The following is a 25,389-nucleotide window of genomic DNA, read 5'->3' on the forward strand; positions in this document are numbered from 1 at the left end:
AGGACAGTATGGGGACCTATCACTATGAGGCCGTGGATCAGGCCGGTCGCAGCGAACGGGGGGTGCTGGAGGCCGAGAGCGAGCGTCTGGCACGCCAGCAATTGCTGTCTCGAGGTCTGCTGACCGTTTCCCTGAAAGCGGGGCGCAGTCGTGCTGTGGCTCGTGCCCGCAGTGCGGGTTTGCGCCGCACCGAGCTATCCTGGCTGACTCGTCAGTTAGCCAGTCTGGTGGCGGCGGGCTTGTCTTTGGAGGCCAGCCTGGGAGTGGTGATTGAGCAGGCGACGCGTCGGCCTTTGGTGCAACTGCTGGCAGCCTTGCGTGCTGATATCCGAGCAGGACAAAGCCTGAGCGATGCCCTGGCCAATCACCCTCGTGACTTTCCTGAAATTTACCGAGCATTGGTGCGGGCAGGTGAGCAGTCCGGTGAACTGGAACAAGTGTTGGATCGTCTGGCCAGCTTTATCGAAGACAGCGGAGCCTTGCGCGGCAAGGTGCTGACAGCCTTTATTTATCCCGCCATCGTCAGCCTGATTTCTGTGGCGATGGTGGTGTTTTTGCTGAGCTATGTCGTCCCCCAGGTGGTGGGCGCATTTACCCAAGCCAAACAGCAATTGCCCATGCTCACGCGCGTGATGATCGGCGCCAGCGATCTGTTACGCGACTGGGGTGTGGTGCTGTTTGTGGTGTTACTACTGCTGGCTGTGCTGGCCGCTTTCCTGTTGCGACAACCGGCCTTGAAGCTGGCCTTTCATCGACGGCTGTTAAGCGTGCCCGTTCTGGGGGGCTATTTGCTGGGTGTGGATACTGCTCGTTTTGCCGCCACGCTGGCGATTCTGGCTGGTAGCAATGTGGCTTTGCTGACTGCCCTGGAAGCGGCAGGACGTACGGTCTCGAATCTGGCCTTGCGCGATGCGGTGAATCAGGCCGCTATTCATGTGCGCGAGGGTCTGCCTTTGGCGACTGCCTTGCAACGCAGTGCCTTGTTCCCGCCATTATTGGTACAACTGATTGCCAGCGGTGAAAAAACTGGCGAACTGGCCCCTATGCTCGATCGTGCGGCCACGACCTTGTCGACTGAACTGGAGCGCAAGGCCCTGACCATGACCGCCTTGCTGGAACCCTTGATGATTCTGCTGATGGGTGGTTTGGTGCTGCTGATTGTGCTGGCCGTGATGCTGCCTATTATCGAGATGAATCAACTGGTGCAGTAAAAGGTGGCAGTGTTTCTGCTTTTTTTCTATTTAGAGCATTGCCACCATATTGACCGCTGGCGGCAATGACAGTGGCCCTTTTGTTCCGGCGTTGTTTTAGCTATGAGGAGGACATGGCTTTGATGCGGCGAATAGTCCTGGGGTGGACGTCATATTTCTTTGCCACAATGTTCAGTGGAACATGATTTGTCAGCGCAATAAGGGCTTCTTGATGTTGAGCAGGCGATAGGGCAGGGCGTCTGCCTAGTGGTCTGCCATTGGCACGTGCCGCTGCCATTCCCGCGCGAGTGCGTTCGCTAATCAGAGATCGTTCAAATTCGGCCAGGGCGGCCATCATATGAAAAAGCAATCTGCCGCCTGACGTTGTGGTGTCTATATTTTCCGTCAGGGAAATGAAATGGATATTCTCTTTGCCCAAGCGATCAATGGTATCGACTAAATAACGCAATGACCTACCCAGTCTATCTAGACGCCAAACAATCAGCGTGTCGCCCGATTTCAATTTTTGCTGCAGATGATTCAGTCCTGGACGTGAGGCTTTAGCCCCGGATATTCCTCTATCCGTATAGATATGATCACAATTCACTTTTTTTAAAGCCGCGATCTGTAGGTCCAGGTTTTGATCCTGTGTTGAAACGCGTGCATATCCATATTTCTTACTCATAGTACCCATCTTTCTAGCGCAAAGCGCAGCCTCCCCCCCCCCACTCGAGTACATCTCAATGCAATCGATCTTAGTAAACCCAAGGATGGTCTAGTGGAATGTTGGCCACGCGATGTCAAGTTTTACTAACCGCATGCAAACCTGCTGCCACGTAAACGGCGATTGAGGTCGCTCGTACTGCAATAAAAACTATTACGTAATTTTTTATTAACGCTGTGTTTCAGATGCAGATACTGATTAAGTGTTAGCGGCTGGCACATGTGTGTCAACACGAAGTAGGTCTGGCCGATGCACTTTCTGAAGAACGTTGCAGCTAGCCATAGGCAAGAGTCAACAATGGTTAAGAAAAGGCGTAAATAGGCCTGTAATTTTGACAAGAAGCCTCCTTTTAGTCCCAACCGAATAGCGCATCGAAATGATCCTTTTCAGCGTAGTTTCCACGTACAAACGTGTCTATTTGTTATGGAAATGATGTTGACATAAAGGAGGCTTTTTGACCGTAGCCCGGTTGAAAGTAAAGCGCTGATTCAGGCTCAGCGTCCAGAGCGTCGGCCGGCGATGCGGGGCGCGTAATGGGCGTCCAGTCGGTAGAGTCTTTGTCTTGCTGGTTGCAGAAAGCGACTCCTTCGGGCAGCTATCTGTTGTTAGGGCTGCGCAGTGTGCAGTCTCTTGCGCAGGCGTACGGTGGGGGGGTGTTTCGGCAAGCTCTTTTGTCCGCCATTCAGGAGCGTCTGCGTCTTTGTGGCGTGGCGCGTAGCGACATGCTGGTACTGGACTGTGCGGTGCTGATCGGCTTGAGCGATAGCCGTTTGCACTCCCAGTTTGACAAGGATCTGTTTCTCGAACGATGCAAGGCGGCCCTGTGCTATGAGCCAGTCAGGTGTGGCACTGAGCGCATCCTTGTGAATGTGGTACTGGCTTGGGTGGAAGCATCCGTTGACCAGCCGGCTTACCCCCCTCATCTGCGTTCGCTGGCAAGCACGATTGCCTTTTCCGAGCTCAAGTCACAGGACTGCGAGCAGACTCGACAAGATATGGCGCTGGCAACCCGTTTCTTTGCAGAGATGCAAGACGGCAAGATTGCCCTGTCCTTTCAACCCGTTGTCTTTGTCCAGGACCACGATCACGTTCTGTACTACGAGGTGCTGTTGCGCTGGGACGATGCCGGCACAGGCTTTCAGTCAGTCTCGTGCGCACCCGTTGTGCAGGCGATTGAGCGCTTGCATGTTACGGAACGCCTTGATGCCAGTGTGCTTTGGTCGGTGGTGCAGCTCCTGGAGCGTTATCCGGACATTCACCTGGCCTGCAATATTTCTCCCTTGTCCTTGCAGCTCGGGCCGTGGTGGCGACTATTGATTGCTGTGTTGGGCAATGCTCCGCAGTTAGCCAGTCGCCTGACTTTGGAAATCACGGAGACGGCCTGCGTCTTTGACCATGAGGCTGCCGCCAAGCTGCTTTGCACCTTGCGCGGGCTGGGCTGCAAGGTGGCCATTGATGATATCGGAGCTGGTTTCAACACCTTGGAGCTGGCCCGTCAGATCCGCCCTCACGTCATCAAGATTGATAAGACCCTTGTGCATCAAGCACGGCACAGGGACGGTATTGCCGCCCTGAACTCCTGGGTTCAGGCCTCTTGTGGCATCAGCCAATACGTCATCGCAGAAGGCATTGAGACGGAGCAGGATTTCCGGCTGAGTGTCGATGCCGGTGTGCATGCCGTCCAGGGCTACTTCATTACATCTCCTTGCGTTCAACCCCCATGGGAGGGGGCGGAACCTTTGTCCGTTCGAGACAGTTTCAACCCCACACACACCAACTTTGCACTCAACAGATATTCCTTAAAGGATCAGGAATAGAGATGAATCACGTCTATAAAACCATATGGAATGAGCAAACTGGAACATTTGTTGCCGTTTCAGAGAACAAGACAGCGAAAGGAAAGCGCAGCTCTTCTTGCGTAAAAGGGGGAAAGTGTTCGGCTTTGTCCGCTCGTATGGGATGGGCGGCTTGTTTGACAGTGGGCGCTTTGGCAGTGAGCAATGCCTGGGCTGCTGTCGAGATTCCTGGCGACGGCCAGAGCAACCTGATTAACTTTACCGCTCCAGGCGGCACCATCCAGTTTACTGGGGGAGGCAGCATTGTCGGGTTGAGCAGCCTGACGGTCTCCGGTGCCTTGAGTGCTGATCAGATTACGGTAGGTGGTGAGTCTGTGGCGACCATGGCGCAGTTAACGGCCACTGCTGCAGATGTGCAGACCAATACTGGCAAGATTGATGGGCTGGAAGCTCGGGTTGCTGGCAATGAGGCCACTCTTACGGATCATGGGACTCGTATTACGGACAATGAAACGGCTATTACGAGTCATGACACCCGAATCTCGGGCAATGAAACGGCCATTGCTGATCAGGGCAGCCGCATTGGAACGGCTGAAGCAGGACTGGTAACGATCAACAATCATCTGACCGCCTTGGGTGTGGATGATACCAATCCTGGCGTGAAGTATTTCCGCGCCAATTCAGAACAACCCGATTCCGAGGCAAACGGCGAAGAGTCGATTGCGATTGGCCCTGAATCCAAGGCTGAGGGTGATCGCAGTATGGCCGCAGGCCAGGGGGCGTTGGCCGATGCCGACAGTGCCATTGCGCTGGGTGATGGTGCCCGTGTCGCCAGTGCAGACAGCCAGCCCAAACCGGAGGCGGCCATAGCCATTGGCAAGGACAGTGTGAGCAGTGGTCTGGCCAGTGTTGCGGTGGGTCGTGAAGCAGCAGCAGGTGGACATAATGCGCTTGCTTTGGGTACGCAAGCACAGGCCAGTGGGGTTAACGGTATCGCTTTGGGGCTGGGCGCTCAGGCCGATGCAGAAAACAATATTTCCATCGGTGGTGACGCCGGCAAGGCCACGGGCAATCATCTGCCTGGAGACCGCTCTCACAATATTGCGATTGGTCAGGCTAGCGGTCAGAACGTCAAGGGCCAGTTCAATGCGGCAATTGGTGACAATGCCGGCAATGGCATGGATGGCAATCAGAACGTCGCTATGGGGAAAGGGGCTGGTTCCAGTGTGACGGGCGATGACAACATTAGCCTGGGCACCAATGCTAATCAGGGGCGTACGTCAAATCGTGCCGTGGGTATCGGTGCCAACGCCAGTGCAGATACAGAGGGCATTGCCATTGGCTATAACGCGGTCGCCGGCAATACCGGTGTTGCCGTAGGTCGCCAGTCAATGGCATTGGGCACGGGTACAGCCATGGGTCCAAATGCATATGCAGACAGTGGTTTTGTCGCTTTAGGCCTGAACTCTCACTCGGTTCAAGGTGATGTTTCCGGTACAGGCCGATTTACCAATCGTGGATTCTCCGGTAGTGCGGTTTCTGTCGGTAGCAGTGAGTCAGGAAATGCATTCACGCGTCGTATTGTCAATGTGGAAGACGGAGCCAATGATACTGATGCGGTGAACGTGCGTCAGTTGCAGGCGGTTGTGGATCAAGCTGCCTTGGGTGGCCCCGTGGATTACGACCAGTTGGCTGAAAAAATTGGCGATGACTGGGGGCAGCAGATTGAAGACAGTAAAACACGTTATTTCAGTGTGAATGACGGTGGTGTGGATAAGGGCAACAAGAACAATAACGGGGCGGCCGCCACCGCGATTGACTCGATTGCCATTGGCCCAGATGCCACGACCAAGGAGCGGGACTCGGTTGCAATCGGGCACATGGCGGGAGCCGAGGGAGTGTCCGCTGTTGTGCTGGGGCACAACATCAAGGGACTGGGGTTGAACTCCACCACCATTGGTAACTCACAATCGGAGGCCCGAGATGAGGGCGGTGTGGCGATTGGTACGCACGTCGTTAGCCGTGACAAGAACTCCATCGTCATTGGTCGGGATTCTTATACAGATCGTCAGGCCAATGGTCCTTCGGTCGAGAACTCAATTGTGATTGGTACAGAGTCCAGCTCCACGGCAGTGGAAGGGATTGTGATTGGTAAAGGCTCGGTGGTGAATGCGGCTCGCGGTATTGCCCAGGGTAGCAATGCAACGGCAACAGCCAATGACGCCATGGCCTTTGGCACCCGGTCACGGGCGGCTGCCGGTGATTCCCAAGCCAGCGGTACGGATGCCGAAACCTTTGCGGCACGCGGTATTGCCATGGGAACTCGCGCTCGCTCAGGCCAAGCTAATCCTGATGTGGAAAACCAGGACAAGAACCGCGACTCCATTGCGCTGGGTACGGATTCTGTAGCCGAGTTCAACAGCAGCATCGCGGTCGGACGGGAAGCACAGGCAACGGCTGATTATGCACAGGCACAGGGCAAGGGCGCTCATGCCTTTGGCGAAGATTCGATTGCGCAGGGCCGTGATGCCTGGGCTATCGAACGACAGGCGATTGCGCTGGGCGCAGACTCTCGCAGCACGGCTGACCGTGCTGTCGCTATTGGACAGGGCGCACAGGCAGGCAATGCACGTTCGGTCGCACTGGGGGATGCTGCGGTGACTGCAGGCGCAGTTGGCACAAGCAATGCTTCATTAAATGGATTGAGCTATGGCAATTTTGCCGGTACGAATCCTGTTGGCACCGTCAGTGTGGGAACGGAGCAGGACAAGCGCACACTGACAAATGTGGCTGCTGGTCGGATCAACCCCGGCAGCACAGATGCGATCAATGGCAGCCAACTGTATGCTACGAACGCGGTGCTGGGCAATGTGGCCAACACCACGAAAAACATCTTGGGTGGCAATGCCGCGCTGGCTTCTGACGGCAGCCTGAGCATGAGCAATATCGGTGATACCGGCGAAAACACGGTGCACGATGCGATCAAATATGCTGCTCAAGGCTGGCATGTGAGTGCCAATGGTGCCGCTAGCGAGAACGTCAAGCCGGGCGGCTCGGTGGACTTCAGCAATGACGATGGCAACATCACGGTGACTCGCACCGACACCGATCTGGCCTTCAATTTGGCCGATGATCTGACCGTAGGCAACAGCATTACCGTGGGCGATACCGTGATCAACGGTGATAGCGTCACTGTGGGCGATACGGTCGTCAATGGCGATAGCATCACTACCAATAACCTGACCGTTCAGGGTGAAACCCGTCTGGGTGACAACTTTGTCGTTAACAACGCGGGTGATGTCATTTACAAGGGCAGTGAAGTCGCTACCCAGAATGACGGCTTGAGCTTTGCAGGCAATACCGGTAGCACTATTGCCAAGACGCTGGGCGACAGCACGCCGTTGGCTATTTCAGGTGAACTGGCCGAGGGCGAAGCCTCTACCGGTGCGAACCTGCGCGTCGATAGCGATGGAAACAAGCTGAACTTGGTCATGGCTCAGAACCTGACGGATCTGAACAGCATCACCATCAACAATGGTGGTCCGGTGATCAACGGCGACGGCATCAATATGGGTGGCAAGAAGATCACCAATCTGGCTGTCGGTACAGAAGATACTGACGCCGTGAATGTGTCGCAGTTGAAGGAAGTTGAAGAGGTTGCCAACGCAGGCTGGAACATCAGTGCCAATGGTGGTGCTGCCGAGAACGTTAAGCCAGGTGCATCGGTGGACTTCAGCAATGACGATGGCAACATCACGGTGACTCGCACCGACACTGATCTGGCCTTCAATTTGGCCGATGATCTGACCGTAGGCAACAGCATTACCGTGGGCGATACCGTGATCAACGGTGATAGCGTCACTGTGGGCGATACGGTCGTCAATGGCGATAGCATCACTACCAATAACCTGACCGTTCAGGGTGAAACCCGTCTGGGTGACAACTTTGTCGTTAACAACGCGGGTGATGTCATTTACAAGGGCAGTGAAGTCGCTACCCAGAATGACGGCTTGAGCTTTGCAGGCAATACCGGTAGCACTATTGCCAAGACGCTGGGCGACAGCACGCCGTTGGCTATTTCAGGTGAACTGGCCGAGGGCGAAGCCTCTACCGGTGCGAACCTGCGCGTCGATAGCGATGGAAACAAGCTGAACTTGGTCATGGCTCAGAACCTGACGGATCTGAACAGCATCACCATCAACAATGGTGGTCCGGTGATCAACGGCGACGGCATCAATATGGGTGGCAAGAAGATCACCAATCTGGCTGTCGGTACAGAAGATACTGACGCCGTGAATGTGTCGCAGTTGAAGGAAGTTGAAGAGGTTGCCAACGCAGGCTGGAACATCAGTGCCAATGGTGGTGCCGCCGAGAACGTCAAGCCAGGTGCTTCGGTGGACTTCAGCAATACGGACGGCAACATCAATATTTCGCGTGAAGGCACGGACCTGGCCTTGAACCTGAACAAGGACATTGATCTGGGTGCGGATGGCAGCCTGACGACAGGAAATACGGTCGTCAATAACGACGGTCTGACTGTGGATGATGGGGCCGGTAACAAAACCTCCACGACAGCGGCAGGTACCACGGTCAGCAATGCCGCCGGTGACACGACTACCGTAGGCGCAGGTTCGATCACGGTAGCAGATGCGGCCGGTAACAGCACGGCTATCGGCAGCACGCAGGTCGTGGTGGGCGGAGCAAACCCGGTCACGATCAATGGTGATACTGGCCGAATTGGTGGCCTGACCAATCTGACTTGGGATCCGGACAACTACACCAGCGGTCAGGCGGCTACTGAAGACCAGCTCAAGCAAGTCAATGACCTTGCCAGCGCTGGTTGGAATGTGACTGATGCGCAGGGTAATAGCGCCAATATTGGCCCGAACGGCCAGGTTGCGTTTGTCGGTGACAAGAATGTCACGGTCGAGCAGACCGGCACCGATGATTCCGGACAGCTTGAAGTCAAGCTGAACAAGGACATTGATCTGGGTGCAGATGGCAGCCTGAAGACCGGCGATACCGTCATCAACAACGCAGGGGTTGCGGTAGGAAACGACGTACACCTGGGTAACACCGGCCTGATCATCAACAATGGCCCGAGCATCACCCTGGCTGGCATCAATGCAGGTGATATGCGCATCACCAATGTGGCCGCCGGTCGCAATCCGACGGATGCCGTCAATTACGGCCAGCTCCAGCCTATCGAGTCCTTTATTGGTCTGGATGGAAACGGCTCGTTTGCTTACAACGGTGGCCAGCATTCCTCCTTGAAAGATGTTTTGGACAGCATGCACTGGAATGTTGAGGCACCGACGGATGGCAAGGAAGGCGGCAATACCGGTGGTTCCAATGGCAATGGCTCCGGCTCCACAGGCGGTGGCAATAATGGCTCCGGTGATGGCACGCCTATCCACAATGGCAACACGGTGGGCTTTGTTGAAGGTGACAACATCGTGATCTCCAAGACGGACCGGGTCAATGATGCAGGCCAGACCGTTGGCGCTGATATCAAGGTGTCGGTGTCCCAGGATCTGAAGGTCAACTCCATTACGGCGGTGACTGTTCAGGCCGATGAAATTCAGATCAATAACGGTGGCCCGATCATCAATGAGAACGGCATCAATATGTCCGGCAAGCACATTACCAATGTGGCGGCGGGTGTCAATGACACCGATGCGGTGAACGTGAGCCAGTTGAATCAGGTTGCGGGCAATCTGCAAGGCCAGATCAACAATATTCGTCACGATATCAATCGTCTGGATAACCGCTTGAGTGCAGGTGTGGCGGCCGCCATGGCAACAGCGTCACTGCCCCAGGCTTACTTGCCGGGCAAACACATGATGTCCATGGCTGGAGGTACCTGGCGTGGCGAGTCCGGTATGGCCATTGGTTTCTCCGGAATTACCGATAACGGCAAATGGGTCTACAAGCTCTCGGGCAACACCACCTCACGCGGTGATTATGGTGGTGCCGTGGGTATTGGTTATCAATGGTAAGCCGGCCCTGACTCTATGGTGCATCGGCGTATTGACGCCGATGCACAGCACACACTTTTGAAGGATTTCAGATCATGAAGAAAAATTGGTTTGGGGCTGCTTTGCTGGGCAGTCTGGTTCTTGCTGGTTGCGGAACCTTGAGTCAGGTGGACTCGGAAGGTCATACAGAAAACCCGGTGTTTCCTGAAGTGGACAAAGCGACTTTTCACACGGGCTCTTACCCGAATATCGACAATCTGCGTCAGGTCCGGGAAGGCGTGACACGCGATCAGTTGTATGACTTGCTGGGTCGCCCGCACTTTGCCGAAGGCTTCAAGGTGCGGGAGTGGGATTACCTGTTCCACTTCAACACGGCACAGGGCATCAAGACGTGTCAGTTCAAGGTGCTGTTTGACCAGGACAAGCTGGGCCGCAGCTTTTACTGGAAGCCCAGTGAGTGTGCTTCTGTTCTGGATGCCACTCCAAAGACCGCGACAATTCAGCCTTTTTCGCTCTCCGGGGATGTGGCCTTTGCCTTTGGCAGTGCGACTTTGACCAGCGCGGGTCTGAGCACGATTGGCGATATTGCCGGCCAGCTCAAGCAAATGTCCAACATTGAACGGGTGACGGTTTCCGGCCATACGGATCGGATCGGGAATGCGGCATCGAATCAGCGTTTGTCGCAGCAACGTGCCCAGACGGTACGACAGGCCTTGTCGGCGCAGGGTATACCAGCCGCCGCGATTGTGACGCAAGGCTTTGGCCAGGATCGTCCCCTTGTGCAGTGTGATCAACACAATCGCACTGAGTTGATCGCTTGCCTGGCGCCGAATCGTCGGGTTGATATTGAGGTTCAAGGCCAACGTTAAGTTGGATGCGGTAACCAGGCACGCACCCGGCTTGTCGGGCTGCGTGCCGTGATTGAGAAAATAATGAATATTCTGCACAAATTAGCGCTACTGGTTCTGGCGGGTGGCCTGGCTGCTTGTCAGCAAACGATGCCTCGCCAGGCTCCTGAACCTGTAGATCCGGCACCGCCTGTCATGCAAGGTTCAGCCTCGTCGGCCAAGGCCCCTGCGGTGGCAGCAACAGCCTCTCGCAATCAAGCGACAACAGTCATTACTCTGCATTTGGCGCAGGAGAAAGCGGAAGCGCCTTTGGTGGCTGTGGATGTGGGGGGAACCTCTCTTTATGCGCTGCCCCAGCCCGTTTTGACGCAAGCCGATTTGCATCGCGTCACGCCTGTAACGACTCAGGATCAAGGTACGTTTTTGCTACTGGAGATGAACCAGAACGGCATCAGCAAACTGCGCAGCGTCACGGCTCAGGCACGCGGCCACTATCTGCTGTTAAGTGTGCAGGGGCAGTTGGTAAGTGTGGCTCGTATCAGTGACACGATTTCCGACGGGCGTTTGCTGATCGGAACCCAGAACGCCCAGCATACACAGGCCATTATTAAATTGATGAAGGGTGGCCAGTGATAACAGGACTGCGTATCGCGCCCTATGTATGATTTTGATGTGGTTTTTCTCCTGATTGCACAGCCTGCATCATCGCGTGTGGGCGATATGCTGGCCCTGCATGATTATTTGGCCGGCTCCGGGGTGTGTACGACGGTAGCAACCAGTCCTACAGACCTTGCCATGTTTGGAAAGCGCTTGCGCATTCTGATTATTGACGGGGAGGGCGAGAGTGCGTTTGATGTGTACGCCGTTATTTCCGCGATGCGACAGTTGGACAATGTCGGCATTCTGTTTCTGGCCGATGAGTCCCCCTTATCCAGTGAGCGTGCCTTGTATGCAGGGGCCGATATCTGTATACCAGCCCGTACTGCTGACCGTGCTGTGTTGCACACGGTTGTAGGGCTGGCCAGTACCCAGAAACCGGTTTCCCTCAATGATGAAAGGGTGGTACTGAAAAGAAAGCGGCAACGTAGAAGGCATTACATTGGCTTGAGTCTTCGGTCACGCCACTCCCGTTAAGTCTGCTTGCAGTCGTTGGGCCTTGGCCTATATTTCACACTCATAACCATCAAAAAAACCCCCGATGCCAAGTACTGGCATCGGGGTAAAAAGTGTGCGTGGTGCGCACGCACACATAGTCAGACAATAGAACGTTGGATTCAGAGTATTTAAGTCTTACAGGTAGGCGGGGATCCCCAGGGCTGGGTCGCTGACGCCATGTGCGCCAAACTCCACTCGACCTGCGAAGCGACGGTAGTAGCTTGGGTCGTTGCTGCTGCGGACCACGAAGTCGTACCAGTGGCCGCTGGACTTCAGGGCCCAGGACTGTTTGGACTGCTGGCCTGGTTCAACCGTCACTTCCCAAGGGCCGTCTTCGCGGTAGGCCATGGACTGGATGGTGAAGGTGCAGGCAGACTGGCCGCCGTTCATCATTTCCAGATAGACATCGCCTTTGGTGACTTCGTAGCAGACGCGAATTTCGGGGCGAGCGGCTTCGGACTGGCTCAGTACGCTGACATCGCCACGGAAGTGACGGTGAAAGCCGTTCGGGCCCAGTACCCACAGGTCGTAGTGACCCAGGTTATCGGCCTGAACGTCCCAGACATCGTCCAGCATCTGGTCGGGTTCGACCATGTAGCGGCGGGGAATGCGGTCCAGATTCAGCTTATCGTAGACATGGAAAACAGCAGCGGCTTTGCCTGTGTTGGAGAACAGCAGCTGTACGCCTTTTTCGCTATCGCAGCGGGCGCTGACGTGCAGTTCATAGGGCAGGGCACGCGACGGGCGCACACCGGTTTGCTGCACAGGAATGCGCTGATTGTCCAGGGGCTGAGGCACCTGAGCTAGGCGTTCCTGGGCACGGCGGATGGCATCGGCCTCGTCACGGCTACGACGTCCGTTCAAGGTGGGCAGAGGTTCGTCGTTCGGGCTGGCGAAGTTAAAGGCACTGGTCAAGTCACCACATACTGCACGGCGATAGGGGCTGATATTGGGCTCCATCACGCCAAAGCGCTCTTCCATGAAGCGGATCACGGAGGTGTGGTCAAAGACTTGCGAATTCACCCAGCCACCACGGCTCCACGGAGAGATCACGTACATCGGAACGCGTACCCCGGGGCCAAATACCTTGCCGTCACGTGGAGGTTGACCCATCAAGCCTTTGGGGCTGGGGTAGTTGTAGTATTCAAAAGCAATCTGCTCATCGGTCAGGGTGGTTTTGCCCATAGGCTTGCCCGTGTCCGGATCAATGGATGGTGCCGAAGGGGACGGTACGTGGTCAAAAAAACCGTCGTTTTCATCAAAGTTGACCAGCAGAACGGTCTTGCTCCAGACCTCGGGGTTCGATGTCAGTGCATCGAGCAGTTCCTGCGTGTACCAAGCACCTTGCACCGGGCTGGATGGGCCAGGGTGTTCGGAGTAGGCGGCCGGTGCCACGACCCAGGAAATCTGGGGCAAATTCCCTTCTTCGACATCCTTGCGCAGTTGGCCGAAGAAACCACCGTCGGGCATCGTGTTGGCCACGCCCTTGTACAGGGGATTACCAATGTCATCCGACGGCTCGTAAGGGGTATTGTTTGGCTTGCCCGATTGTTCGTTGGCACGACGATATTGTTTGAAGCCTGCCAGCGAGTTGTCAGTAAAGTTGTCAGGCAGGTTTTGGTAGACCTTCCAACTGATACCGGCTTCTTCCAGACGCTCGGGATAAGTCTTCCACTCGTAGCCCAACGCCGAGGAACCCAGGCTGTCCCAGGCGTTGTTGACGGTACATTCACCCGTCCCGGTTGGGCCGTTAGTTCCCGTCCACATAAACATGCGGTTGGAGTTTGTACCGGTGTGCATGGAGCAGTGGTAGGCATCGCACAGGGTAAAGGCGTTGGCCATGGCGAACTGGAACGGCACCTCGGCTTCGCGGTAGTAGCCCATGGAGTGGGGGCGCTTGTACTTGGGCCAGAAAGCCATGCGGCCATGGTCCCAGGCTTGCTGCCCATCGACCCAGGCGTGGGGGGTGCCGTTGACCCGCTGAGCATTACCCTTGGTGCTGTCCAAGTGGTAGGGCATGATGGTTTCGGTGGAGCTCAGGTTTTGCTGCCAGACATTGCGGCCATTCGGGAGCGGGATGGTGAAGCGGTCCCCGAAACCACGTACGCCTTTCATCGTGCCAAAGTAGTTGTCGAATGAGCGGTTCTCTTGCATCAGGACGACGATGTGTTCCACATCCTTGATGGTGCCCGTCTTGTTGTTGGCCGGAATGGCCAGCGCCTTGCGGATGCTGGGAGGGAAAGCGGCCAGGGAACCGGCAGCCAGGCTGGCACCGGTCATATTGCGTAGGAAATTGCGGCGTGAAGTCATTGTACTTAATCTCTTAGTCAATCAAGGGGCGCATTTCAGTTGCGGCGCGGGTTCGGGCGTGGGTTTGCCAGGCTCGGTGGGCTCTTCAGGCGAGCCTGTGTTACCCGAGCTATCGGTGTCGCTGCCACCACCGCAGGCAGCCAGCAGGCCGCAGAACATCAACAAGACGGATGCGCGTTTTAGGCGCTCAAAGGTGAGTGAAGCGTTCTTGGAAGTCATAAATAGTCCTTGCTTGGCGATCAGGGTTGGAGGCTGGACAGAGGCTGGCGGGATTCGTAAATGCTGGTCAGTTCGTCCGTGCTCAGGGCGCGGTCCCACATGGCCAGTTCGCCAAAGTCCATATTGATGTCGCTGCGTCCCCAGCGTTTGTAGTACTGGCCGGTAACGTCTTCGTTCAAGCCCAGTTCGCCCGTGCCGGTGCCCCCCAGGGCTTGCAAAGTGCGGGCTTCCAGAGCCACCGAGCCAAACTGCGCGCCTTTTTTGGGGTCAAACACGTGGCCCAGCATCTTGCCTTGGGCCTTGTCGATGACGACGGCTACATAGGCCCATTCGTCGGGGGTGATGTTGTAGCCCTGGCTCTCGTTGCGGCCGCCACCGTAGCCCGTGTTAAAGCGGATGTCGCAGCCGTTGGCGTTAAATAGGCCCAATGCAAAACCGGGGTTGTTGCCCGAGTCATAGTTCTTGTTGGCCATGATGGAGGCGCCATAGCCGTGGCAGTTGTTGGCAGTGCGCAGCCAAAAGCCAATCGTCATTTGCTGCACGCTGCTCAGGGTGAACAGGTTGCGGCTCATGGACAGGCGGTAACCGCGGTTGCCGTTGCCATCGACATTGCTGCCCATGATGCGCAGCCCACCCTTGGGTGTGCTGGGGTCCAGGAAGTCAGCGGCAATCAATTGGCCGGCCGGCACGGCAGGGGTCGAGGTTTGCAGCGTGCTGCCACCTTTGGCGTCGGTAAAGGGCTGGCTATTGAAGGTGTAATAGCTGAGCAGGCCGTTTTTTAGGGTGTCAGCCAGCTTGGGTGGGGGCTGGTAGCCTACATCGGCTTTCAGGGTCGAGGCCGCCTTGCCAACCTGGACCGAGTAATACAGGGAGTAGGTTTGCGCGGTATCGGAGGCAGGCAGTGGATCGGAGTACTGGGTAGTGCCGGCAGGCAAGGTGGCGATCAGTTTGCCATCGCGCATGACCTGGATTTCTTGCGAGGCTTCGCCTTGCAGCACCCAGCTCAGGTCCACCATGTTCTTGTCGGCCGGTTTGCTGAAAACCAGATTGTGTACGCGGGTGTCGGCTTGCAGGGGCGAGCCACGGAAGCGGTATTGTTCGTTTTGCAGACCCAGGTGTGACAGGACGGTGGGCGCGATGTCAATGACGGCGGCCAGGGTGTTCATGTCCGTGCTGCTGGAGACTTGGCTGTCGATGGCAGGCAAGGAGGCCAGGGTTTTATTGGTAGCAATAAAGCTGGTCTTGTTGCGGTTAAATTGCGAGCCGGTGGTGCCGCCAAATTCGTCCAGGCCGTAGCTGGTGGTCAGGATGACCAGCCAGTCTTCCGACGCATCGGCCTGTGTGCGTTTGTCGATCAGGGCGAACAGCTTGTCCAGCGCAGCCAGGGAGTCGTTGACGGCCTGTTGGTAAGCCGGGCTACCCAGACCTGCCTGATTGGCCGCACGGGCGGGAGCCTGGATTTGAGCCAGGATCAGAGATTTGCCTTCTTGCAGGTATTTCTGGGTTTGCTCGCTGACACAGCTATCAGAGTCGGTGCAGTTGGCCGCTTCGATGATGCGGCCTTCTTGCAGATCCTGACTCCATAGTGTGCGGTAGTCGCCGGTACTCAAGGCCAGGGCGGCCTGGGTTGGTTTGGAGGTCTGGGCGACCAAGGTGGGGCTATTGAGTTTGGTGTCTTCTTGGCCGACACCGCGCAGGCCGTGCTCGTCTGCCCAGACGCCGGTAATCAGGGAGGCCCAGCCAGGCAGTGGCAGGGTGCGTTGTTCGCTGGCAGTGCCCGCGTAGCCACCGGTTTGTGCGGGGGCAATGGTCAGGTTTTTCAGGGCAGGGTGCTGGCCTGCTTGACGGGCTTGCAGCAGGGCTTCGTAGCTTAAGCCGTCGATAGTGACGATCAGGGCTTTTTTGCCGCCCAGCGCCTGGGGTTTGTCGCCGGGCTCTACGGTAGGGGTTTCGGGATTGGTGCCAGGGTTAGCTGGGCCATCATTACCACCGGAGCCGCTGCCGCAGGCGGTCAGCAGCAGCGCCAGGGACAGAGAGAGCCCGGCTTGTTGCAGGCGCTGCACGGTGGGGGATTTCTGGGGACGGGAGGTGAAGGTCATACAGCCACTCAAGGAGAGAAGGTGGAAAGAGAGGCCGGACTGTGCATGAGGGTGGGCTGCCCAGTCGGCATCGGATCAGGACTGCGGGCAGTGTAGGAAGGGCGTGTGACTGCCCTGTGAACGGATCAGAAAATCCGCCGATGATTGGATTGTGTTTTATGTGAAGGGTGGGGCGGGGAGGGGAGCAGCGGGGCTCAAAGCCTGGCTGGCTGCGGCTTGGCAGGCATATGACGGTGTGATGGATGGTTTGTTACGGCGGGGCAGTTTGGCGGGGCTGTAAGTGATTTTTATCTTTTAAGTAGCAAATTTAAGGTGGGTGATGGGTTTGAGTTGTAGTTTTTATCACTCTTCGTAGGTCGCCACTCGGGGCCTCGGAGCAGGGGGCGGAAGCGGACAACTTGCCGACGCGGCGGAGAGTGTCGGAAATTTTGTGTTCGAGCCTATGATTGTCTTGAAGGAGACAAGCGATGACACAAGAGCATAAGAAGGCACCCAGAGGTATGGTCTGAGTCAGGGATGGCTCGGGGTTTGGCGCGGCGCTGGCTGGCGTCACTCTCGGGGAGTCTGTTGTTGCTTTGTGCTAGTCCGCGACGATAGGGCGTGTTCCGGCTTGCGTCGGGAATGTCAGCATGGTGGGTTCTGCCAGTCCTGTCAGTGCTCGGATGACTTGTCGCGCTTGCTCCATGGGGGCGCTGCTGATGAAGGCGCTGTTGCCTGCTTGAGCCTGTGTGTTCAGGCAGTTAGCTTGTTCCAGGCGGCGGTGGACTTGAGCGGCGACCGCGAAGGAGGGTTCCAGGATATGGAAGCGCGAGCCACTGATGGCTTCGATGGTGGGGCGCAGGAAGGGGTAGTGGGTACAACCCAGCACGAGTGTGTCGGCCTGGCTTTGCAGGGCAGGGGCCAGGCGGGCGCGCAGCTCTGCTTCGATTTCCGGGCCGCTTAACTGCAGGGCTTCGACGCGGTCGGCCAGGCCGGGGCAGGGGATACGGATGACTTCCACGTCGCTGGCGTAGCGTTCGATCAGGCTTTGCAGGCCGCCGCTGTCCAAGGTGCGACTGGTGGCCATCAGGGCGATGCTGCGGCTGCGACTCAGGGCAGCAGCGGGTTTGATAGCGGGTTCGATGGCGATGATGGGGATGCTTAGCGTGTCGCGCAAGGCCTGGGCTGCCACCAGGGTGGCGGTGTTGCAGGCGATGACCAGTGCTTTGCAGCCTTGGCCGACCAGCAACTGTGTCATGCACAGGGTGCGCTCAATGATCCATTCCGGGGAACGGTCGCCGTACGGGGCGCATTGTGAGTCGGCCAGATACAGCAGGTTTTCGTTTGGCAAGGACTGGCGCAGGGCGCGCCAGATGGACAGACCGCCCACACCCGAGTCAAACAGGCCGATGGGAGCCTGAGCAAAGGTAGGTGTTGTGGGAGAACTCATGGCGCTGAATATTTCTTGTGGAGCAAAGCTCGTATTATGGCGCGTTTGTGGATCTTGGAGCCGGTTACAGGGGCTGCTTGGGTAGAAAGTTAAGGTTTCCAGTTGCAACGAGTGGAGCTGATTTGGGGCGGCCCAAGATAGGCCGCCCTTTGGGAGGCTTAAGCCAGTTGCTTCAGGACGCCACCGACGGCATCGAATAATGAATCAAGCTGGGCGTGTGTGGTGGTGAAGGCGGGGCCAAATTGCAGGGTGTCGCCACCAAAGCGTACGTAAAAGCCTTGTTTCCACAGCTGTAGGCCGGCTTCAAAGGGACGGATGGTGGGGTCACCGTTACGCGGGGCCAGTTGGATGGCACCTGCCAAGCCACAGTTGCGGATGTCGATCACATTCGGGCTATTGCGCAACTGGTGCAGGGCCTGCTCAAAATGCGGGGCCAGTTCGGCAGAACGTTGCAGCAGGTTGTCCTGTTCCAGCAACTCCAGGGCAGCCAGTCCGGCGGCGCAGGCGACAGGGTGGGCGGAGTAGGTGTGGCCGTGGCTGAACTCCACGGTGTGTAGTGGCAGGTCCTGGCCCATGAAGGTTTGGTAGATTTCTTTGCTGGCAATGACCGCACCCATGGGAATGGCACCGTTGGTCAGCTGCTTGGCCATGGTCATGATGTCGGGGGTGACGCCAAAGTAATCGGCTCCGGTGTAGGTGCCCAGGCGGCCCAGTCCAGTGATGACTTCATCAAAGACCAGCAGGATGTTGTGCTGATCGCAAATCTGGCGCAGGCGTTGCAGATAGCCGGTAGGGGGCACCAGTACGCCTGCCGAGCCCGAGACGGGTTCGACAAAAACGGCGGCAATGGTGCTGGCGTCGTGCAGTTCGATCAGCTTCAGTAGTTCGTCGGCCAGGGTAAGGCCCCCTGTTTCGGGTTGGCCGCGTGTGAAGGCGCAATCGGCTTGCAGCACGTGGGGCAGGTGGTCGGCATCCATCAACTGACCGAACATTTTGCGGTTGCCGCCGATACCGCCCAGGCTGGTACCGGCCACGTTTACGCCGTGGTAGCCACGAGCGCGGCCAATCAGACGGGTTTTTGTTGCCTGGCCTTTGATGCGCCAGTAGGCTCGCACCATCTTTACGACGGTGTCGGTGCATTCAGAACCGGAGTTGGTGAAGAAAACATGATCCAGACCATCGGGGGTGCGCTGGGTTAGTTTGTCGGCCAGTTGAAACGCGGTGGGATGTCCAAACTGAAAGGCGGGAGAATAGTCCAGCTGTCCGAGTTGGCGATGCACGGCGGCCTGGATTTCATGACGGGCGTGTCCAGCCCCGCAAGTCCAAAGCCCGGACAGGCCGTCAAAAATCTGGCGACCCTCCTGGTCATACAGCCAGTTGCCTTCGGCTTTGACGACCAGACGCGGGTCCTGCTGGAATTGTCGGTTCGCGGTAAAGGGCATCCAGTGGGACTGGAGATTGAGTTCACTGGCAATCTGCTGTGGCGCGAAGTAGGGTGAGTTCATGTTTGTCTCCTCAAGGCGGTGAATACCCCCAGTGTAGAGAGCTAAGTTGTTGAGTAAAATACGTTTTTATTTAACTTCACTTATTGTTTTACTTACCTATATGCAGCTCAAAGGACTGTTGCAGGTTTCCGATTTTGATTTGCGTCTGCTGCGTGTGTTCAGAACGGTGGCGCAAGTGGGCAGCTTTTCGGCCGCAGAAGGTGTGCTGGGGATTACGCGTTCGGCCATCAGCCTGCATATGAGCGATTTGGAAAAGCGCCTGGGCGGAATCCGCTTGTGCCAGCGCGGTAGGGCCGGTTTTGCTTTGACGGAGGAAGGGCGGCAAGTATTGCGGGCCAGTGAAACCTTGATGGCTGCGGTGGAGAATTTTCGCAGTGAAGTGAACCAGCTGCATTCCAGCTTGCGGGGAGATTTGAATATAGGCTTGATGAATAGCCTGATCTCGCAGCCTCATATGCACATCACCTCCGCTTTGCGTGCCTTGCGGCAAAACAGTGAGGCGGTGCGTGTGCATATCAGCATGAGCACGCCAGGTGAAATTGAGCGCGGTTTATTGGATGGCCGTTTGCATATGGGTGTGCTGCCCGAAACTAATGCCTTGAGCGGGCTGGAGTATCGCACGCTCTATGCCGAGCCTTATTTTCTGTACTGCTCCTGGGAGCATCCTTTGTTTGCAGCGGTGCAAAAAGGCGCGGTGTCTCAGGAAGCCTTGCGCCAGGCTGCGGCTATTGCGCCCGCTTATCGCATGAGCCCGGAGGCGATTGGACAGCATCAGGATTTGAATTGTGTCGCTACCGCCAGTGATCGGGAAGGAATCGCTTTTTTGATTTTGACCGGAGAGTACATCGGTTTTCTGCCTGAGCACGTGGCGGCTCGTTGGGTAGAGAAGGGCCAGATGATTGCGGTGGACCCACAGCAGCGTCAGTTTACGATTCCCTTGTCCTTGGCCATGCGCAAGGACAGACGTGCCCATGCGATTGTGGATTATTTTCTGGGCTTGCTCGATAGCGCGGTTCAACACTGACATGACCAGCACAGGCTGGACTTTGCTCATGGCGTTCAACCAGTTTGCCTAGACCGGCTCGGCACGGTGCCACAGCAAGGTGCCCACGCCCAGCTTGCCTGCCACCACCACGGGCTCACGGGTACTCAGTTCCAGCGCGTCTTGGGTAAAGCGTGCCAGGCGTAGCTGGGGAACGCCCACCCAATCGGGGTACAGAGACATATCAACAAAGTGGGTGACGTATTGGGTCGCCTCGTCTACTTCGAACGTACCTGCATAGGCCAGGTACGTATCCAGTAGGGACTGACAACTGTCCTGTACCGTTCTGGTGCTGCTGCCCAGTTGTGTCCCCATATGGCCTGTTTCTGTGTAAATCAGTTGACCAATGGGGTTGGGCCCCAGCCCCGGATAGCGGGGCGAGCCATCTGCTGGAACAAACTCAAAGGACTGCAATTGCCAGACACCGATCAGCTTGTTACGTAAGGTGTGGGCCATCAAAAACTCCTGAACAGACAGTGTGCTTGCGTGTGTAACTGCGCGATCATGCTGTCTTTTCTTTTGTCATTCAATAAGCTGCCAATTTTTATTTTCTATCGTCAGGCGCTACGTGCCTTTACTTTTTAAGTGGCAATGGTCGGCATAAGTTACCCAGAATCTCCAAGGCCTGATCACTGTGTTCTGTCCAGGGGTGGCCAAAGTTAAGACGCAGGCAATGGCTGTAATTCTGGGTGGTTGAAAAGATGGAACCCGGCGCCAGACTGATGCCCTGGGACAGGGCCTGACGATGTAATTCCAGGGTCTGCACGCTTTGTTCCAGTTCTACCCACAGGAAGTAGCCGCCTTCGGGGCGGGTGGCCCGCGTGCCTGCGGGGAAGTAGCGTCCCAAGGCTTTGGAGAACTGCGCATACTGGTTTTTTAACTGGGTACGCAAACGGCGCAGATGCTGGTCGTACGCGCCTTTTTCCAGATAGCTGGCCAAGGCTAGTTGCGTGGGCACGGGGGAGGTCAGGGTGGTGGTCAGCTTGGCTTGGGCGACTTCGCGTATATAGCGTCCCGGGACGGCCCAGCCGATGCGGTAACCGGGTGCCAGGGTTTTGGAAAAAGAGGAGCAGTGCATCACCAGACCTTGACGGTCGAAGGCTTTGGCGGGACGAGGGCGTTCCGTGTCGAAGTACAACTCGCCATAGACATCGTCCTCGATCAAGGGAATTTCATAGCGGGCCAGCAGCTCGACCAGTTGGGCTTTTTTAGTGTCGGGCATCAGGCTGCCCAGCGGATTCTGGAAATTGGTCATCAGCCAGCAGGCTTTGGGGGCGTGTTGCTTGATGGCGTGCTCCAGCGCTTCCAGATCAATGCCTTCACGCGGGTGGGTGGGCACTTCTAGGGCCTGCAGCTTCATGCGTTCCAGCGATTGCAGGGCGGCATAAAAGGTGGGTGACTCCACCAGCACAATGTCACCCGGTTGAGTCACTGCAGCCAGACAGAGGTTCAGTGCTTCCAGAGCCCCGTTGGTAATCACAATATCGTTGGCATTGATGGCCATGCCTTGAGCCAGGTAACGCAAGGCAATCTGGCGGCGCAAGGGAGCGTGGCCCTGGGTCAGGTCATCCACGCTGGCCCAAGGGTCTTGCTGTTTCAGACTGGCGGACAAGAAGCGCCCAAGCCGTTCCAGAGGAAAGAGCAAGGGGCTGGGAAATGCGGATCCAAAGGGGGCTACGGAGCGCTCGGAGCTGGATTGCAAGATCGCCATGATCAGGTCGCTATTGTTGACGCTGGTCGCTTGCAGAGGGGGTTGGGAGGCTGTATCTGCCTCCAGCGTATGAGGAGCCAGACTGGAGCACACGTAATAGCCTGAACGCGGTCGCGCCTTGATCAAACCTTGTGCTTCCAGTCGGTAATAGGCCTGGAAAATAGTCGAGGCACTGATCTTGTGCTTATCCATCAATTGACGCACAGAGGGCATGCGCTCGCCTGCCGCTACGGTGCCGTCAAGAATGGCCTGGGCCAGTTCCTTGGCCAGCGTCTCGTACAGTTTCATGCTGCTCTGTGCTCCATCTGATACGGTAATTTTAATAAATGTGGTTTTTTTATTATCTGATGGGTATGCCGGTAAATACAAGCAAGTCGCGGTTTACACGGCTTTCAAGCCAACTGATAGGGTTTTTTAAGCATTAACTGATTCTTGGAATGCACTGTACCGACGGGTAGCCTTGCCGGGTGTTTTCGTCCGTGCCCGTGTGGGCGGCGGGCCTATCTACTCAGAGGAATACCATGAACCCGACGGCGCTTTTGCTTGCCGCATTCATCCTGTCGATTGCCGGGCTTTTTGCCTTTATCTGGTCCTTGCGCAAGGGCCTGTTCGATGCTGACGTCAGTGGTGCACGCACTATTTTTCACAAGGGCGAAATCGGCCAGCCCGAAGAACCCTCTGCCGGTGATGCCCAACGGCAGGCGTTGAGTCTGGCTGCTGCCGACCATCTGGCAGAAAATCATGGCCAACAAACCAGTGCCATTGAAATGGCTGCACGTGAGCAGGCTGACCGTTCCAGTTCCTTGCCTGCTTTTTTGCTGATTGTCTGTGCGGTGGTCTGGCTGGTGGTGGCTTCGTTTGCGGGGCTGATCAGCTCCTTGAAGCTGCACTGGCCCGAGTTTCTGGGGGATGTGTCCTGGTTGAGCTTTGGCCGTTTACGCACGATTCACCTGAACGGCGTGGCCTATGGTTGGGCGCCTATGGGCTTGCTGGGCCTGACCATCTGGATGCTGCCGCGCTTGCTGCAAACTCCCTTATTGGGGGGCCGTTTGGTGATGGTGGGCGGCCTGGTCTGGAACGCCGCCTTGGTGGCCGGGATGGGCGCGCTGGCCATTGGCTTGAATGCGGGCCTGGAGTGGCTGGAGATCCCTTGGCAAATTGGCGTGTTGTTTGCCTTTGGCGGCATGATGATTGGTATGCCGCTGGCCTTGATGCTCTCGCAACGCAAGGTCAAGCACTTATACGTGTCGGTTTGGTATATCGGTGCGGCGCTGTTCTGGTTCCCCATTCTGTATCTGGTGGCCAAGGTTCCTGGCGTGCACTTCGGGGTGGAGCAAGCCACCATGAACTGGTGGTTCGGGCATAACGTATTGGGCTTGTTCTACACCCCCATGTCGATTGCCGCCATTTACTATTTCCTGCCTAAAGTCATCGGGCGGCCCGTGCGCTCCTATAACTTGTCGCTGCTGGGATTCTGGACGCTGGCGTTTTTCTACGGACAGGTGGGGGCGCACCATCTGATTGGTGGTCCTATTCCTGAATGGCTGATTACCCTGTCCATCGTTCAAAGCATGATGATGGTGATTCCGGTGCTGGCCTTTTCGGCTAACCAGCACTTGACGCTGAAAGGTCATTTCAGTGCGCTGCGTCACTCGCCTGTTCTGCGTTTCATTGTCTTTGGCGCCATGATGTACACCGTCGCGTCTCTGCAAGGCTCTGCTGAAGCGCTGCGTTCGCTGAACTCCATTACTCACTTTACGCACTTTACGGTGGCACACGCTCATCTGGGTATGTACGGCTTTGTGACCATGGTGATTTTTGGTGGTGTGTACTTTGCCTTGCCACGCATTCTGAACACCGCCTGGCCTCGTCCCGCCTTGATCTCCTGGCACTTCTGGTTGGTGGTGGCTGGTTTTGCTGTCTACATGATTACGCTCAGCATTGGTGGCGTGCTGCAAGGCTTGGCCCTGCTGGATCCTGCGCGTGGCTTTATGGAATCGGTGGCGGTCACCATGCCGTGGCTGCAAGGTCGTTCCATTGGCGGCGCCATGATGACGCTGGGCCATCTGGTTTTCGCCCTGCACGTATTGCTGATGATTGTGAAGTCGGGTGCGTTTGCCTTGACCGAGTCCCGCTCGGCTCCTGTGCGCCGCATCGCTGAGCTGGAGGTTTAAGGTCATGGAAAACGAATTGAAGTTGATTATCGGGTCCATGGTGACTTTGTCCTTGGCAACGGCGGCCATGATTGTGGTGCCCTTTTTGCAACTGAAGGACGAGCCTGCCCCGGAAGGCTTGTCGCCCTATACCAGTCAGGAAATACGGGGGCGGGCGGTGTATCGGGGCAATGGCTGCATTACTTGTCACACGCAGCAGCCCAGCACCACGGGTGCGGGTGTAGCCGATGCCAGCCGTGGTTGGGGGCGCGCTTCGGTCGCGGGGGATTATCACTACGACGATCCGCCTTTGCTGGGCACCATGCGTACCGGGCCGGATTTGTTCAATATTGGCGTGCGTCAGCCTAGTCAGGATTGGCATCTGGGCCATTTGTACGATCCACGCGCATACTCGCCGGGTAGCAATATGCCTCCCTATCGTTTCTTGTTTGAAGCCAAGAGCCCAGATCAGGTGCAGCCCGATGAGCGCGTCGTGAGTCTGCCGCCGGGTGTGGCACCGGAGGGCAAGGTGGTGGTGGCCCGTCCGGAGGCCTTGGATCTGGTGGTGTATTTGCAATCGCTCAAGCATGTGTATCCGATCTTGAGTGCGGATGCAGTGGGAGGTGAGGAATGAGTCGCCCTGTGCAAAGTCGTCAAAGCGAGAATGCGGATCCTCACGAGCAATACAACCCGGTTCCGCGCGTTGTGATTCTGGTGGTTTTGGCTTTGCTGGCTTGGGCGGTGTATTACATCGTGTCAGCTCAGCCTAACAGCTCTCCTCGCCTGGGGGATCAACGACCGTTGGCTGTGTTGGCTCCCGCTCCTGCCAGTGCGTCTGCGGACGGCAAGCAGTTGTATGCCAATGCCTGTGTAGCGTGTCACCAGGCGACGGGACAAGGTTTGCCAGGGGTGTTTCCGCCTTTGGCTGACTCTGAATGGGTGAAGGGAGAACCCAAGGTGCTGGCGCAATTGGTGCTGCATGGGATTACCGGGCCTATTACGGTGAAAGGTCAGGAATATCAGGGGGCGATGCCTGCGTTTGCAGAACAATTCAGTGATGCGGAGCTGGCGGCTGTGTTGAGCTTTATTCGCCATGAGTGGGGAAATGAGGTGGATGCTATCACTCCCGAGCTGGTTGCCCAGGCACGCACGGCCAGTGCTGATCGTAGTCAACCCTGGCAAGGGGAGAAGGAATTGCAGGACTGGATTGCGGCGCAGTGAGACGGCTGG

The 25,389-nt window shown here is 56.7% G+C and carries 18 protein-coding genes and 1 pseudogene; 11 read left to right on the top strand and 8 right to left on the bottom strand.

All coding sequences use genetic code 11. From position 1 onward, the window contains the following. The first annotated feature begins 8 nt into the window (after window positions 1–8). Window positions 9–1,211, top strand: coding sequence for a type II secretion system inner membrane protein GspF (gene gspF, locus AB7E06_RS17575; RefSeq protein WP_094197496.1), 1,203 nt, complete (start codon window positions 9–11; stop codon window positions 1,209–1,211). A gap of 100 nt (window positions 1,212–1,311) precedes the next feature. On the opposite strand, the gene AB7E06_RS17580 is transcribed toward gspF, so the two are convergent. Further along, window positions 1,312–1,875 (bottom strand): recombinase family protein, encoded by a 564-nt coding sequence (locus tag AB7E06_RS17580; RefSeq protein ID WP_094198414.1) that lies wholly within the window; start codon window positions 1,873–1,875, stop codon window positions 1,312–1,314. A 572-nt stretch (window positions 1,876–2,447) separates the two neighbouring features. Between AB7E06_RS17580 and AB7E06_RS17585 the strand changes: the two genes are divergently transcribed. The 6 genes and pseudogenes from AB7E06_RS17585 (at window position 2,448) to AB7E06_RS17610 (ending at window position 11,670) form a co-directional block, all read left to right on the top strand. Further along, window positions 2,448–3,731: an EAL domain-containing protein gene (locus AB7E06_RS17585; RefSeq protein ID WP_427957896.1), complete on the top strand. Its 1,284-nt coding sequence runs from the start codon at window positions 2,448–2,450 to the stop codon at window positions 3,729–3,731. 2 nt (window positions 3,732–3,733) lie between these two features. Further along, window positions 3,734–3,865 (top strand): annotated as a pseudogene (locus tag AB7E06_RS17590) (ESPR domain-containing protein); the annotation flags it as partial. A 27-nt stretch (window positions 3,866–3,892) separates the two neighbouring features. Then, complete coding sequence (locus AB7E06_RS17595; protein ID WP_427957923.1) at window positions 3,893–9,709, top strand: YadA-like family protein; 5,817 nt, start codon at window positions 3,893–3,895, stop codon at window positions 9,707–9,709. Window positions 9,710–9,783: 74 nt separating this feature from the next. Next, entirely contained in the window at window positions 9,784–10,557 is a 774-nt protein-coding gene (locus AB7E06_RS17600) for an OmpA family protein (RefSeq protein ID WP_249460012.1), read from the top strand. A gap of 63 nt (window positions 10,558–10,620) precedes the next feature. After that, window positions 10,621–11,169: a hypothetical protein gene (locus AB7E06_RS17605; RefSeq protein WP_427957898.1), complete on the top strand. Its 549-nt coding sequence runs from the start codon at window positions 10,621–10,623 to the stop codon at window positions 11,167–11,169. A gap of 24 nt (window positions 11,170–11,193) precedes the next feature. Further along, window positions 11,194–11,670 (top strand): hypothetical protein, encoded by a 477-nt coding sequence (locus AB7E06_RS17610; protein ID WP_427957900.1) that lies wholly within the window; start codon window positions 11,194–11,196, stop codon window positions 11,668–11,670. 156 nt (window positions 11,671–11,826) lie between these two features. Here the strand turns inward: AB7E06_RS17610 and AB7E06_RS17615 are convergent, their stop codons facing one another. The 5 genes from AB7E06_RS17615 to AB7E06_RS17635 all read right to left on the bottom strand — a co-directional run bounded on the left by AB7E06_RS17615 (window position 11,827) and on the right by AB7E06_RS17635 (window position 19,253). Next, entirely contained in the window at window positions 11,827–14,001 is a 2,175-nt protein-coding gene (locus AB7E06_RS17615; RefSeq protein ID WP_249460007.1) for a phosphocholine-specific phospholipase C, read from the bottom strand. Window positions 14,002–14,022: 21 nt separating this feature from the next. Beyond that, complete coding sequence (locus AB7E06_RS17620) at window positions 14,023–14,220, bottom strand: hypothetical protein (RefSeq protein WP_094197489.1); 198 nt, start codon at window positions 14,218–14,220, stop codon at window positions 14,023–14,025. Window positions 14,221–14,240: 20 nt separating this feature from the next. Continuing rightward, window positions 14,241–16,319, bottom strand: coding sequence for a LamG-like jellyroll fold domain-containing protein (locus AB7E06_RS17625; protein WP_406612094.1), 2,079 nt, complete (start codon window positions 16,317–16,319; stop codon window positions 14,241–14,243). Between the two features lie 580 nt (window positions 16,320–16,899). Beyond that, window positions 16,900–17,748, bottom strand: a complete 849-nt coding sequence (gene murI / locus AB7E06_RS17630; RefSeq protein WP_427957903.1) for a glutamate racemase — start codon at window positions 17,746–17,748, stop codon at window positions 16,900–16,902. Window positions 17,749–17,906: 158 nt separating this feature from the next. Next, the gene (locus tag AB7E06_RS17635) at window positions 17,907–19,253 is read right to left on the bottom strand and encodes an aspartate aminotransferase family protein (RefSeq protein WP_094197486.1); all 1,347 of its coding nucleotides are present in this window, start codon (window positions 19,251–19,253) and stop codon (window positions 17,907–17,909) included. A gap of 100 nt (window positions 19,254–19,353) precedes the next feature. Between AB7E06_RS17635 and AB7E06_RS17640 the strand changes: the two genes are divergently transcribed. Beyond that, window positions 19,354–20,277 carry a LysR family transcriptional regulator gene (locus tag AB7E06_RS17640; RefSeq protein WP_406612092.1) on the top strand — a complete coding sequence of 308 codons (924 nt, stop codon included), beginning with the start codon at window positions 19,354–19,356 and terminating at the stop codon, window positions 20,275–20,277. 48 nt (window positions 20,278–20,325) lie between these two features. Here the strand turns inward: AB7E06_RS17640 and AB7E06_RS17645 are convergent, their stop codons facing one another. Together AB7E06_RS17645 and AB7E06_RS17650 are read right to left on the bottom strand one after the other, a co-directional pair. Continuing rightward, window positions 20,326–20,751: a lipocalin-like domain-containing protein gene (locus AB7E06_RS17645; RefSeq protein WP_427957906.1), complete on the bottom strand. Its 426-nt coding sequence runs from the start codon at window positions 20,749–20,751 to the stop codon at window positions 20,326–20,328. Between the two features lie 118 nt (window positions 20,752–20,869). Then, window positions 20,870–22,294, bottom strand: coding sequence for a PLP-dependent aminotransferase family protein (locus tag AB7E06_RS17650; protein WP_125277657.1), 1,425 nt, complete (start codon window positions 22,292–22,294; stop codon window positions 20,870–20,872). Between the two features lie 233 nt (window positions 22,295–22,527). Here AB7E06_RS17650 and AB7E06_RS17655 point away from each other — a divergent pair, with 233 nt between their 5' ends. From AB7E06_RS17655 to AB7E06_RS17665, 3 genes are read left to right on the top strand one after another with little or no spacing between them, the layout of a single operon-like run. Further along, window positions 22,528–24,180, top strand: coding sequence for a cbb3-type cytochrome c oxidase subunit I (locus AB7E06_RS17655; RefSeq protein WP_249459990.1), 1,653 nt, complete (start codon window positions 22,528–22,530; stop codon window positions 24,178–24,180). Window positions 24,181–24,184: 4 nt separating this feature from the next. Further along, window positions 24,185–24,793, top strand: coding sequence for a cbb3-type cytochrome c oxidase subunit II (locus tag AB7E06_RS17660; RefSeq protein WP_094197481.1), 609 nt, complete (start codon window positions 24,185–24,187; stop codon window positions 24,791–24,793). Then, window positions 24,790–25,380 carry a c-type cytochrome gene (locus AB7E06_RS17665; RefSeq protein ID WP_264671976.1) on the top strand — a complete coding sequence of 197 codons (591 nt, stop codon included), beginning with the start codon at window positions 24,790–24,792 and terminating at the stop codon, window positions 25,378–25,380. The genes AB7E06_RS17660 and AB7E06_RS17665 overlap by 4 nt, the downstream gene beginning before the upstream one ends. The last annotated feature ends 9 nt before the right edge of the window (window positions 25,381–25,389 follow it).

This window comes from Alcaligenes sp. (assembly GCF_050255915.1).
Taxonomy (GTDB): domain Bacteria; phylum Pseudomonadota; class Gammaproteobacteria; order Burkholderiales; family Burkholderiaceae_B; genus Alcaligenes; species Alcaligenes aquatilis.